This window comes from Salmonella sp. 2020_1459 (genome assembly GCF_043847915.1).
Classification (GTDB): domain Bacteria; phylum Pseudomonadota; class Gammaproteobacteria; order Enterobacterales; family Enterobacteriaceae; genus Salmonella; species Salmonella enterica.
In genome coordinates this window covers 730,491-743,812 of sequence record NZ_JBCMFA010000002.1, presented here as the reverse complement: position 1 = coordinate 743,812, position 13,322 = coordinate 730,491, and the positions used below count along the sequence as shown (strand labels likewise).

General features: G+C 52.5%; 8 protein-coding genes and 2 rRNA genes. 8 read left to right on the top strand and 2 right to left on the bottom strand.

What is annotated here, in order from left to right:
- Both ACH0VJ_RS08485 and rrf read left to right on the top strand, forming a co-directional pair.
- Positions 1-97 (top strand): 23S ribosomal RNA (locus tag ACH0VJ_RS08485); the annotation flags it as partial.
- 195 nt (positions 98-292) lie between these two features.
- Positions 293-408 (top strand): 5S ribosomal RNA (gene rrf, locus ACH0VJ_RS08480).
- Positions 409-702: 294 nt separating this feature from the next.
- Here rrf and ACH0VJ_RS08475 read toward each other — a convergent pair.
- On the bottom strand, positions 703-1,140 hold the full coding sequence (locus ACH0VJ_RS08475) for an acetyltransferase (protein WP_000973247.1): 438 nt from the start codon (positions 1,138-1,140) through the stop codon (positions 703-705).
- 156 nt (positions 1,141-1,296) lie between these two features.
- Between ACH0VJ_RS08475 and metA the strand changes: the two genes are divergently transcribed.
- From metA to ACH0VJ_RS08450, 5 genes are all read left to right on the top strand, one after another.
- Positions 1,297-2,226 carry a homoserine O-succinyltransferase gene (gene metA / locus ACH0VJ_RS08470; RefSeq protein WP_001122767.1) on the top strand — a complete coding sequence of 310 codons (930 nt, stop codon included), beginning with the start codon at positions 1,297-1,299 and terminating at the stop codon, positions 2,224-2,226.
- Between the two features lie 268 nt (positions 2,227-2,494).
- Positions 2,495-4,096 carry a malate synthase A gene (gene aceB, locus ACH0VJ_RS08465; RefSeq protein WP_001069375.1) on the top strand — a complete coding sequence of 534 codons (1,602 nt, stop codon included), beginning with the start codon at positions 2,495-2,497 and terminating at the stop codon, positions 4,094-4,096.
- Between the two features lie 31 nt (positions 4,097-4,127).
- Positions 4,128-5,432 carry an isocitrate lyase gene (aceA, locus tag ACH0VJ_RS08460; protein ID WP_000857883.1) on the top strand — a complete coding sequence of 435 codons (1,305 nt, stop codon included), beginning with the start codon at positions 4,128-4,130 and terminating at the stop codon, positions 5,430-5,432.
- A 101-nt stretch (positions 5,433-5,533) separates the two neighbouring features.
- The gene (aceK, locus tag ACH0VJ_RS08455; protein ID WP_001137267.1) at positions 5,534-7,279 is read left to right on the top strand and encodes a bifunctional isocitrate dehydrogenase kinase/phosphatase; all 1,746 of its coding nucleotides are present in this window, start codon (positions 5,534-5,536) and stop codon (positions 7,277-7,279) included.
- A gap of 101 nt (positions 7,280-7,380) precedes the next feature.
- Positions 7,381-8,250, top strand: a complete 870-nt coding sequence (locus ACH0VJ_RS08450; protein ID WP_000970948.1) for a hypothetical protein — start codon at positions 7,381-7,383, stop codon at positions 8,248-8,250.
- Between the two features lie 69 nt (positions 8,251-8,319).
- Here the strand turns inward: ACH0VJ_RS08450 and iclR are convergent, their stop codons facing one another.
- Positions 8,320-9,144, bottom strand: coding sequence for a glyoxylate bypass operon transcriptional repressor IclR (iclR, locus tag ACH0VJ_RS08445; RefSeq protein WP_000226432.1), 825 nt, complete (start codon positions 9,142-9,144; stop codon positions 8,320-8,322).
- A 303-nt stretch (positions 9,145-9,447) separates the two neighbouring features.
- Here iclR and metH point away from each other — a divergent pair, with 303 nt between their 5' ends.
- Complete coding sequence (gene metH / locus ACH0VJ_RS08440; RefSeq protein WP_000095960.1) at positions 9,448-13,131, top strand: methionine synthase; 3,684 nt, start codon at positions 9,448-9,450, stop codon at positions 13,129-13,131.
- Positions 13,132-13,322 lie beyond the last annotated feature (191 nt).

The following is a 13,322-nucleotide window of genomic DNA, read 5'->3' as shown; positions in this document are numbered from 1 at the left end:
GAAGGAACGTTGAAGACGACGACGTTGATAGGCCGGGTGTGTAAGCGCAGCGATGCGTTGAGCTAACCGGTACTAATGAACCGTGAGGCTTAACCTTACAACGCCGAAGATGTTTTGGCGGATGAGAAGACAACAATTTTCAGCTCAGATTCAGAGTCCGAAGGATTTTACGCTGAGACAAGGCGGCAAACGCAGCGACGGAAGGAGCATACAGAAGTATGTGACTGACGCTCGCAAGAGCAGCCAACGCCGTATCAGTGTAAAAGACACAGGACAGAGCACAAAGAATTTGCCTGGCGGCACTAGCGCGGTGGTCCCACCTGACCCCATGCCGAACTCAGAAGTGAAACGCCGTAGCGCCGATGGTAGTGTGGGGTCTCCCCATGCGAGAGTAGGGAACTGCCAGGCATCAAATTAAGCAAAAGGCTCAGTCGAAAGACTGGGCCTTTTGTTTTATCTGTGGTCTGTCGGTGAGCACTCGTTGCGCAGCAACGGCCCGTAGGGTGGCGGGCAGGACGCCCGCCATAAACTGCCAGGCATCAGACAAGTGAAGAAGCCCGTCCGTCTGGACGGGCTTCTTTGCGTGTGTGGTAACTGTAAAAATGTAGGCCTGATAAGCGCAGCGCCATCAGGCAACCGGCACCGCCGGATGGCAGTTTCGCCTTATCCGGCCTGTATGCACTTATCAGGCAGCACCACTACTCACGGATAAATTAAATTCAACAATGGATACGGTTTCCCAAGATCGTCAACCTCCGAACGTCCCGTCACCTTAAATCCAATTTTCTTATAAAATCCAACAGCTTGTGTATTTTGCTCGTTAACATTGGTTGTCAACCCCGGCGCCAGTGTTAACGCATGTTCAACTAATCTCTTACCGATACCCTGACCACGCACGTCCGGATCGACAAACAGCGCATCCATATGTTCGCCGGTAAGCAGCATAAATCCTACCGGCTCATCCTGATCGGTCACGGCAACCCATAGTGGCGCTTCTGGCAGAAAATCGCTCACCAGCTCTTCCAGTTCGGCCCGATAAGCGTTTGACAGAAAATCGTGCGTGGCATCGACTGAGCGACGCCAGATCGCAATCAGTTTTTCCCCTTCCTCATGCCTTGAACGGCGAATGTTAATCATCATCTTCACTCCTTTTTTGCTTACTTCTATTCTAATGCAAATGCTGTCGTGAAACTTTCTCACCTTGAACTTGCAGACTCGACATTCGCCTGATTTCTGAGTATCTTCAGCTATCTGGATGTCTAAACGTTTAAACGTATGTCGTGAGGTTATCAGGTTATGCCGATTCGCGTGCTGGACGAGCTACCCGCCGTCAATTTTTTACGTGAGGAGAATGTCTTCGTCATGACGACTTCTCGCGCATCAGGTCAGGAAATTCGCCCGCTAAAGGTACTTATCCTTAACCTGATGCCGAAGAAGATTGAAACGGAAAATCAGTTTCTGCGTTTGCTATCGAACTCGCCATTGCAGGTCGATATTCAACTACTGCGGATAGATGCCCGCGAGTCGAGGAACACGCCAGCCGAGCATCTGAACAACTTTTACTGTAACTTCGACGATATCTGCGATCAGAACTTTGATGGGCTTATCGTGACCGGAGCGCCGCTGGGTCTGGTGGAGTTTAATGACGTGGCTTACTGGCCGCAGATTAGGCAGGTGCTGGAATGGGCGAAAGATCACGTTACTTCGACGCTATTTGTCTGTTGGGCCGTTCAGGCCGCACTCAATATTCTGTATGGTATCCCTAAGCAGACCCGTACAGATAAACTTTCCGGCGTCTATGAACATCACATCCTTCATCCACATGCTCTGTTAACGCGTGGTTTTGATGATTCGTTTCTGGCGCCACACTCACGCTATGCCGATTTCCCGGCGGCGCTAATACGGGATTATACGGATCTTGAAATTCTGGCGGAAACAGAAGAGGGGGATGCGTACCTGTTTGCCAGCAAAGATAAACGTATTGCGTTTGTCACCGGTCATCCTGAATATGACGCTCATACGTTAGCGGGTGAATATTTTCGTGACGTTGAGGCCGGGTTAAATCCGGAGGTTCCGTACAACTATTTCCCAAAAAACGATCCGCAAAACATACCGCGCGCAACCTGGCGCAGCCACGGTAATTTACTGTTTACTAACTGGCTCAACTATTATGTCTACCAGATTACGCCATATGATCTGCGTCACATGAATCCAACCCTGGATTAATCTTCTGCTTCTGACGATCCTAAAGCGTTTCAGCATGTTGAATCAGGCACCTTCGGGTGCCTTTTTTATTTCCGAAACGCACCTCATCATGTAATTAAATTTAATTTATATTGTTATCAATAGGTTAATGCATAATTAAATTAAAAATGGAAATTGTTTTTGATTTTGAAATTTAATTGAGTAGTCTTAGTTGTGTTGAACGAAAAGCGCACAGTGATCCTTCGTTCGCATTGGGGATGTATCTGGATCAACAACGAGGAGCTGCATGATGAATCCACAGGCAACCACAACTGATGAATTAACCTTTACCAGGCCGCAAGGCGAGCTGGAAAAGCAAGTCCTGACCGCTGAAGCAGTCGAGTTTTTGACGGAGTTAGTCACCCGTTTTACGCCAAAACGCAATAAACTCCTGGCTGCACGTATCCAGCAACAGCAGGATATTGATAACGGTAAGTTGCCTGATTTTATTTCGGAAACCACTTCCATTAGAGAAAGTAATTGGCAGATTCGTGGTATTCCGGCGGATTTACAGGATCGCCGAGTAGAAATTACCGGGCCAGTTGAACGTAAAATGGTGATTAATGCCCTGAACGCAAACGTGAAAGTGTTTATGGCGGATTTTGAAGACTCGCTGGCGCCGGACTGGAATAAAGTTATTGATGGTCAAATCAACCTGCGTGATGCGGTGAACGGCACCATTAGCTATACCAACGAAGCCGGAAAAATCTATCAGCTCAAGCCCGATCCGGCCGTATTGATTTGTCGTGTACGTGGTCTACATCTGCCAGAAAAACATGTTACCTGGCGGGGGGAAGCCATTCCCGGCAGCCTGTTTGATTTTGCTCTGTACTTTTTCCACAACTATAAAGCGCTGCTCGCTAAAGGTAGCGGCCCGTATTTTTACCTGCCGAAAACGCAAGCCTGGCAGGAAGCAGCCTGGTGGAGTGAAGTTTTCAGCTACGCCGAAGACCGCTTTAACCTGCCGCGCGGTACGATCAAAGCGACCCTGTTGATTGAAACGCTGCCGGCTGTTTTCCAGATGGATGAGATTCTTCATGAGCTGCGTGATCATATTGTCGGTCTCAACTGTGGTCGCTGGGATTATATTTTCAGCTATATCAAAACGTTGAAAAATCACCCGGATCGCGTCTTGCCGGACAGGCAGGTGGTAACGATGGACAAACCGTTTCTGAGCGCCTACTCGCGCCTGCTGATCAAAACCTGTCACAAGCGCGGCGCGTTCGCGATGGGCGGTATGGCGGCGTTTATCCCGAGCAAAGACGTTGAACGCAACAATCAGGTCCTTGCCAAAGTGAAAGCGGATAAAGCGCTGGAAGCGAACAACGGCCACGACGGCACGTGGATTGCGCATCCCGGGTTGGCGGATACCGCAATGGCCGTCTTTAACGAGGTACTGGGCGAGCACAAAAATCAGCTGTTCATTACCCGTGATGAAGATGCGCCGATTACCGCTGAACAGTTACTGGAGCCATGTGAAGGCGAACGCACAGAAGCGGGAATGCGCGCCAATATTCGCGTGGCAGTGCAGTACATTGAAGCGTGGATCTCTGGCAATGGCTGTGTACCGATTTACGGTCTGATGGAGGATGCCGCGACGGCGGAAATCTCACGAACCTCTATCTGGCAGTGGATTCACCATGAGAAAACACTGAGCAATGGAAAACCCGTAACGAAAGCGCTTTTCCGCGAAATGTTGGCGGAAGAGATGCGGGTAATCCAGGACGAACTGGGCGAGCACCGCTACAGCAGCGGGCGCTTCGACGATGCCGCACATCTGATGGAGCAAATCACCACCTCAGATGACTTAATCGACTTCCTCACCCTGCCGGGCTATCGCTTACTGGCTTAATTCACCACATAACAATATGGAGCATCTGCACATGAAAACCCGTACTCAACAAATCGAAGAATTACAGAAAGAGTGGACACAACCGCGCTGGGAAGGCATCACCCGCCCGTACAGCGCGGAGGAGGTGGTGAAATTACGCGGCTCGGTTAACCCGGAGTGCACGCTGGCGCAGCTCGGCGCCGCGAAAATGTGGCGGCTGTTGCACGGTGAAGCGAAAAAAGGCTATATCAACAGCCTTGGCGCGCTGACTGGCGGTCAGGCGTTGCAGCAGGCGAAAGCCGGTATTGAGGCGATTTATCTTTCAGGCTGGCAGGTGGCGGCAGATGCCAACCTGGCATCCAGCATGTATCCGGATCAATCGTTGTACCCGGCAAACTCTGTTCCGGCGGTAGTGGATCGGATCAACAACACTTTCCGTCGTGCGGATCAGATCCAGTGGGCATCCGGTATTGAACCCAACGATCCGCGCTATGTGGATTACTTCCTGCCGATCGTTGCTGATGCGGAAGCCGGTTTTGGCGGCGTTCTGAATGCCTTCGAACTGATGAAATCGATGATTGAAGCCGGTGCAGCGGCCGTTCACTTCGAAGATCAGCTGGCGTCGGTGAAGAAATGCGGCCATATGGGCGGCAAGGTGCTGGTCCCCACGCAAGAGGCGATTCAGAAACTGGTTGCTGCGCGTCTGGCCGCTGATGTGATGGGCGTCCCGACGCTGGTGATTGCGCGTACCGATGCGGATGCGGCAGATCTGATCACCTCCGACTGCGATCCCTATGACAGCAGTTTTATTACCGGCGAACGCACCAGCGAAGGTTTCTACCGCACCCATGCGGGCATTGAGCAGGCGATCAGCCGCGGTCTGGCGTATGCCCCGTATGCCGATCTGGTATGGTGCGAAACCTCTACGCCGGATCTCGAACTGGCGCGTCGTTTTGCCGATGCTATCCACGCGAAGTCTCCGGGCAAACTGCTTGCCTATAACTGTTCACCATCCTTCAACTGGCAGAAGAATCTGGACGACAAGACCATTGCCAGCTTCCAGCAGCAGTTGTCGGACATGGGTTACAAATACCAGTTTATTACCCTGGCGGGCATCCACAGCATGTGGTTCAACATGTTCGACCTGGCGCATGCATACGCTCAGGGTGAGGGCATGAAACACTATGTTGAGAAGGTTCAACAACCCGAGTTCGCTGCGGCGAAAGATGGCTACACCTTTGTTTCCCACCAGCAGGAAGTGGGTACTGGTTACTTCGACAAAGTCACCACCATTATTCAGGGCGGCGCGTCATCCGTTACCGCGTTAACGGGTTCCACCGAAGAATCGCAGTTTTGATTGATGCCCGGTGGCGCTGCGCTTACCGGGCCTACAGATAGCGTAGGCCGGATAAGCGAACGCGCCATCCGGCATGACGTGGTGCCGGATGAGGGAAAAAAATGCCGCGTGGCCTGGAATTACTGATTGCTCAAACCATCCTGCAAGGCTTTGACGCGCAGTATGGTCGATTTCTGGAAGTGACTTCCGGCGCGCAGCAGCGTTTTGAACAGGCCGACTGGCACGCCGTCCAGCAGGCGATGAAAAGCCGTATCCACCTCTATGATCATCATGTGGGTCTGGTGGTGGAGCAACTGCGCTGTATTACCGATGGCAAAAGTACCGACGCGGATTTCCTTTTACGCGTTAAAGAGCATTACACCCGGCTGTTGCCGGATTACCCGCGCTTCGAGATTGCGGAGAGTTTTTTCAACTCCGTTTATTGCCGGTTATTTGACCACCGCTCGTTAACACCCGAGCGGTTGTTTATTTTCAGTTCGCAACCGGAGCGTCGCTTTCGTACTATCCCGCGCCCGCTGGCCAAAGACTTCTTTCCCGATCACGGTTGGGAGCCGCTGTTGATGCGCATACTCAGTGACTTACCGCTGCGTCTGCCCTGGCAGAATAAAAGCCGGGATATCCGCTATATTATCGCGCACCTGACTGAAACACTGGGCGAGGACGCGCTACCTCGCTGCCATGTCCAGGTGGCGAACGAGTTGTTTTACCGTAATAAAGCGGCCTGGCTGGTAGGTAAATTAACCACACCTGACGGTACGCTGCCGTTTTTATTGCCGATTCATCGCACTGATGAGGGGGAACTGTTTGTCGATACCTGCCTGACCACCACGGCAGAAGCGAGCATTGTGTTTGGTTTTGCCCGCTCTTATTTTATGGTGTATGCGCCGCTGCCTGCCGCGCTGGTTGAGTGGTTGCGTGAAATCCTGCCGGGTAAAACCACTGCCGAACTGTATATGGCGATTGGCTGCCAGAAACATGCGAAAACCGAAAGCTACCGCGAATATTTATGTTATCTGGCTGAAAGCGATGAGAAATTCATTGAGGCGCCTGGCATCCGCGGCATGGTGATGCTGGTGTTTACCCTGCCAGGTTTCGACCGGGTATTTAAAATCATTAAAGACAAATTCGCCCCGCAGAAAGAGATGTCTGCCGCCCATGTGCGTGCCTGTTATCAACTGGTAAAAGAGCATGATCGCGTCGGTCGTATGGCGGATACCCAGGAGTTTGAGAATTTCGTACTGGATAAACGGCAAATCGATCCGGCGCTGATGGCGCTTTTACGGCAAGAAGTGCCAGAGAAGATTACCGATCTTGGGGAACATATCGTCATTCGCCATCTCTATATTGAACGGCGCATGGTGCCGCTCAATATCTGGCTGGAACAGGTAGAAGGCCAGCAGTTGCGTGATGCGATAGAAGAATATGGTAATGCGATTCGCCAGCTTGCCGCCGCTAATATTTTCCCCGGCGATATGTTGTTTAAAAACTTTGGCGTTACCCGTCATGGTCGCGTGGTGTTCTATGACTACGATGAAATTTGCTACATGACGGAAGTGAATTTCCGCGATATTCCGCCAGCGCGTTATCCGGAAGACGAACTGGCCAGCGAACCCTGGTATAGCGTCTCGCCGGGTGATGTTTTCCCGGAGGAGTTTCGCCACTGGCTGTGTGCCGATCCGCGTATCGGACCATTGTTTGAAGAGATGCATGCCGACCTGTTTCGCGCCGATTACTGGCGCGCGCTACAGACGCGTATTAAAGAAGGGCATGTAGAAGATGTGTATGCCTATCGACGTAGACAGCGCTTTAGCGTGCGTTATGATATGAGGAAAACTTCATATTTATAAGCATCTTTCCCACAAGGATGTCCGGACACGGAATAGTTACTCTGATGAAAACCGTAAATTATGTATGATACACTGTAATTTAGGGAATTTAATGAGAAACAATGATGTTTGATATTCATGGTAAGAAATTAACTACACATGGTTATAATAAATTTGTATTTATCGGCCTAATAATCTGCTCTGCTATATTTATAGCGATTGGTATTTTTTGTCTGACACTTATGAATATGCCAACCTCAAGAGAGGAAGCTGGAGGTGGTATTTATTTTACTGTTGAGCCAGGGGGGGTGAGTCCGATGATGCTGTTCTCACTCATTGGCGGCGGGCTAATCATCCTGGGGTTGGTTGCTGCAGCAATAGCATTAATGCAAAAAAATGTCCCCACATTTACCATCACCGAAAAGGGTATTATTTGTAAATATAAAGGTAAAGAAACTCTTTCCCTTTTTAAGGACATTTCTGATGTTTATCTCTTTTCAGTGGGCAGAACCAGCTATACAGGTTCTATAAACTCTCTGGCATATAGAAAAAATAAAAGTGATGCCTGGACTTTGATTTCACCACGAAATTCAGGTTATGACAAACTAATCTCCACTTTCAGGAGCCTGTATTCAGAACAAAGAGTACAGGCATTACGTGCGCAACTGGAACATGGGGCTACATTAGAATTTAATTATGTAGATGCAAAGATGATCTGGTTTAAAAGAGCATTTTCGCTTAACGTTGCGGGCGCAGCAAATATAGATTCCTCACTGCAGAAGTTTTATCTGACTAAAGACAATATCATCAAAGATGATAAAAGCATCATTATCAACAAATCTGATAAGATTAACACCGCTAGCTGGGTTGATAATTTACATCTTATTGATAGAGACGGTAATAAAAAATTCTCAATGATGTTCCCGTCTATCATATCGGCAGATGTGTTTTGTACGCTATTACAGGAAGCCATCGATCGGGCGGAAATGTAATGTCTGGATTTTTTTGACTATTTAGCATTTTTTGCGGTGATGTGCGCCAGCCTGAGGGTAAGGCGCGCATCACCGCGCCCCACCATAGGCCAGCGTCACCTCTTTCGCCGCTTTAATCACCATGGCGCCAAGTTCGGTGACGCGATCGTCGGTAATGCGTGAGCAGGGGCCGGAAATAGAGAGGGCCGCAAACGGTTCGCGGTGTTCGTCATAAATACACGAGGCCACGCAGCGCAGACCGAGCGCATGTTCTTCGTCGTCAAAGGAATAGCCGCGCTTGCGTGTTTGGGCGAGGTCATCTTTCAGATGCAGCGGCGACACCAGCGTCGCATGGGTATAAGCGTGCAACCCCTTGCGGTGCAGCAGACTGGTAACCTGTTCCTCACTGAGCTGTGATAAAAACGCCTTGCCCGCGCCAGAGGCGTGCATGGGCAGCTTGCCGCCAATAGGGGCGGACATGCGCATCAATTGTGTGCACTGCACCTGGTCGATAATAATGGCCTGATGGTCGCTCTGGTCGAGTACGGCAAGGTTTACCGTTTCGCCGGAATCCTCCATCAGCTTGCGCAAAATCGGATGGACAATCGCCAGCAGATTACGGCTCTGTAAGAAGCTGCTGCCGACGATAAACGCGTGTGCGCCTACGGCCCAGTGGCCCAGCTCACCAACCTGGCGGACAAAACCCTGCTGCTGCATGGTGGTGAGTAGACGGTGAGTCGTGGAATTAGGCAAACCCGCCTGTTGCGCCAGTTCGGTCAGCGCGACGCTGCCGTTAGACTCGGCAATCCACTCCAGCAGCTTCAGACCGCGAGTTAAAGACTGAACCTGCCCGGTTACGGGTGCAGTGGTAGCGGCAGGTTTTCTCCCGCGTTTCGCGGGAACAGGGGCAACCATGGCAGACTCCTTTTTCTGTATCGTGGAAATCATTTTCGTTTTATTCAATTATAATGCAAGAGTTCCTGAACTGATCGGATGAGTGACATCACAGGATGCCCGATGGCGCTGCGCTTATCAGGCCTACGCTTTGGGAGCCGCCAAAGTAATTTGTAGACTGATAAAGCGCTTGCGCCGCCATCCGGCAAAGCGACAGAAGTGGGTGGCAAGCTGAACATGTCTCATGTTGCCCGTTGTTCTCTTTTCCGCCAGCACGCTTTGTGCCAGTATGGCTCGTTACGTGGAGCGTTGTCGGGAGCGAGTGTGAGCAGCAAAGTTGAACAACTGCGTGCGCAGTTAAATGAACGTATTCTGGTGCTGGACGGCGGTATGGGCACCATGATCCAGAGCTATCGTCTACATGAAGAAGATTTCCGCGGGGAGCGCTTTGCCGACTGGCCCTGCGACCTGAAAGGCAACAATGACCTGCTGGTCCTCAGCAAGCCGGAGGTGATCGCCGCTATCCACAACGCCTACTTTGAGGCTGGCGCGGATATCATCGAAACCAACACCTTTAACTCGACAACCATTGCGATGGCGGATTACCGGATGGAATCCCTGTCGGCGGAAATTAACTATGCGGCGGCCAAACTGGCGCGCGCCTGCGCCGATGAATGGACGGCGCGAACACCAGAAAAACCACGCTTTGTTGCAGGCGTGCTTGGTCCAACTAACCGCACGGCCTCCATTTCGCCGGACGTCAACGACCCGGCGTTTCGTAATATCACCTTCGATCAGCTGGTGGCGGCCTACCGTGAATCCACCAAAGCGCTGGTGGAAGGTGGCGCAGATCTGATTCTGATTGAGACCGTCTTTGACACCCTGAATGCGAAAGCGGCGGTGTTTGCGGTGAAAGAAGAGTTTGAAGCGCTGGGCGTTGATCTGCCGATCATGATTTCCGGCACCATCACCGACGCCTCTGGTCGTACCCTCTCCGGCCAGACGACCGAAGCCTTTTATAACTCGCTGCGCCACGCCGAGGCGCTCACTTTTGGCCTTAACTGCGCGCTGGGGCCAGATGAACTGCGCCAGTACGTCCAGGAACTGTCGCGGATTGCCGAATGCTACGTCACCGCGCACCCGAACGCCGGCCTGCCGAACGCTTTCGGCGAGTACGACCTCGACGCCGACACCATGGCGAAACAGATTCGCGAATGGGCGGAAGCGGGCTTCCTGAATATCGTTGGCGGCTGCTGTGGCACTACGCCGGAGCATATCGCCGCCATGAGCCGCGCCGTTGCCGGTTTGCCGCCGCGCCAGCTGCCGGATATCCCGGTCGCCTGCCGCCTTTCCGGCCTGGAGCCGCTGAACATTGGCGACGATAGCCTGTTTGTCAACGTCGGCGAGCGTACTAACGTCACCGGCTCGGCCAAATTTAAACGGCTGATCAAAGAAGAGAAATACAGCGAAGCGCTGGACGTCGCCCGTCAGCAGGTAGAAAGCGGCGCGCAGATTATTGATATCAATATGGATGAGGGGATGCTCGACGCCGAAGCGGCGATGGTGCGTTTTCTCAGCCTGATTGCCGGTGAGCCGGACATTGCCCGTGTACCAATCATGATCGACTCCTCCAAATGGGAGGTTATCGAAAAAGGGCTGAAGTGCATTCAGGGTAAAGGCATCGTCAACTCTATTTCGATGAAAGAGGGCGTGGAAGCCTTTATTCATCATGCGAAGTTGCTACGTCGCTATGGCGCCGCAGTGGTGGTGATGGCTTTTGATGAGCAGGGGCAGGCCGATACCCGCGAGCGTAAAATCGAAATTTGCCGCCGAGCCTACAAAATTTTGACCGAAGAGGTAGGCTTTCCGCCGGAAGACATCATCTTCGACCCGAATATCTTCGCCGTCGCCACCGGTATTGAAGAGCACAACAACTACGCGCAGGACTTTATCGGCGCTTGTGAAGACATCAAACGCGAGCTGCCGCACGCGCTGATCTCCGGCGGCGTGTCTAACGTGTCCTTCTCGTTCCGCGGCAACGACCCGGTACGTGAGGCTATCCACGCGGTATTCCTCTACTACGCCATCCGCAACGGCATGGACATGGGCATCGTCAACGCCGGGCAACTGGCGATTTATGACGATCTGCCCGCCGAGCTGCGCGATGCGGTTGAAGATGTCATTCTTAACCGTCGCGATGACGGCACCGAGCGTTTGCTGGAACTGGCGGAGAAATACCGCGGCAGCAAAACCGACGAAGCTGCCAACGCCCAGCAGGCGGAATGGCGTAGCTGGGACGTGAAAAAGCGTCTCGAATACTCGCTGGTGAAAGGCATTACCGAGTTTATCGAGCAGGATACCGAAGAAGCCCGCCAGCAGGCCGCCCGCCCGATTGAGGTGATCGAAGGCCCGCTGATGGACGGCATGAACGTGGTCGGCGACCTGTTCGGCGAAGGGAAAATGTTCCTGCCGCAGGTGGTGAAATCCGCCCGCGTGATGAAACAAGCGGTGGCCTACCTGGAGCCGTTTATTGAAGCCAGCAAAGAAAAAGGCTCCAGCAACGGCAAGATGGTGATTGCCACCGTGAAGGGCGATGTGCACGACATTGGCAAGAACATTGTTGGCGTGGTGCTGCAATGCAACAACTACGAAATCGTCGATCTTGGCGTGATGGTGCCAGCGGAGAAAATCCTCAGAACGGCGCGTGAAGTGAATGCCGATCTGATCGGTCTTTCCGGGCTGATTACCCCGTCGCTGGACGAAATGGTCAACGTGGCGAAAGAGATGGAGCGTCAGGGCTTTACTATCCCGCTACTGATCGGCGGCGCAACCACTTCGAAAGCGCATACGGCGGTGAAAATCGAGCAGAACTACAGCGGTCCGACGGTCTACGTGCAGAATGCTTCGCGTACCGTGGGCGTGGTGGCGGCGCTACTCTCCGACAACCAGCGCGATGACTTTGTCGCCCGTACCCGCAAAGAGTACGAAACCGTGCGTATTCAGCACGCCCGCAAAAAACCGCGTACGCCGCCGGTCACGCTGGAAGCGGCGCGCGATAACGATCTGGCATTCGATTGGGAACGCTACACCCCGCCGGTAGCCCACCGTCTGGGCGTGCAGGAGGTGGAAGCCAGCATCGAAACTCTGCGCAACTACATCGACTGGACGCCGTTCTTTATGACCTGGTCGCTGGCCGGCAAATACCCGCGCATTCTGGAAGATGAGGTGGTGGGCGTTGAGGCGCAGCGTCTGTTTAAAGACGCCAATGATATGCTGGATAAACTGAGCGCCGAGAAACTGTTGAATCCGCGTGGCGTGGTGGGCCTGTTCCCGGCGAACCGTGTGGGTGACGACATCGAAATTTATCGCGACGAAACCCGTACTCATGTTCTGACGGTCAGCCACCACCTGCGCCAGCAGACCGAGAAAGTCGGTTTTGCCAACTACTGTCTGGCGGATTTTGTCGCGCCGAAACTGAGCGGCAAAGCGGATTACATCGGCGCGTTTGCCGTCACCGGCGGTCTTGAAGAAGACGATCTGGCTGATGCTTACGAAGCGCAACACGACGACTATAACAAGATCATGGTGAAAGCGATTGCCGACCGTCTGGCGGAAGCGTTTGCCGAGTATCTGCATGAGCGTGTACGTAAGGTTTACTGGGGATATGCGCCGAACGAGAGCCTGAGTAACGACGAATTAATCCGCGAAAACTACCAGGGGATTCGCCCGGCGCCGGGTTATCCTGCCTGCCCGGAACATACCGAAAAAGGCACTATCTGGCAGCTGCTGGATGTCGAAAAACACACCGGGATGAAGCTCACCGAATCTTTCGCCATGTGGCCTGGCGCGTCGGTCTCCGGCTGGTACTTCAGCCATCCTGAGAGCAAATACTTCGCGGTAGCGCAGATCCAACGCGATCAGGTGACAGATTATGCTTTCCGTAAAGGAATGAGCGTTGAGGACGTTGAGCGGTGGCTGGCGCCGAACCTGGGTTACGATGCGGACTGATTCATAAAATCGTCACTTTTCCTTACAACATACAAGGCACTCATTGGGTGCCTTGTCTCTTTCTTACAATTAAACCCTTATACTGAAGGAAGGCTCTACGCTGAATTTGCCGGATGGCGGCGTAAACGCCTTATCCAGCATAACCGTATTACGTATGGTAAGCCCGGTGGCGTGCAACGCCAGCAGGCCTT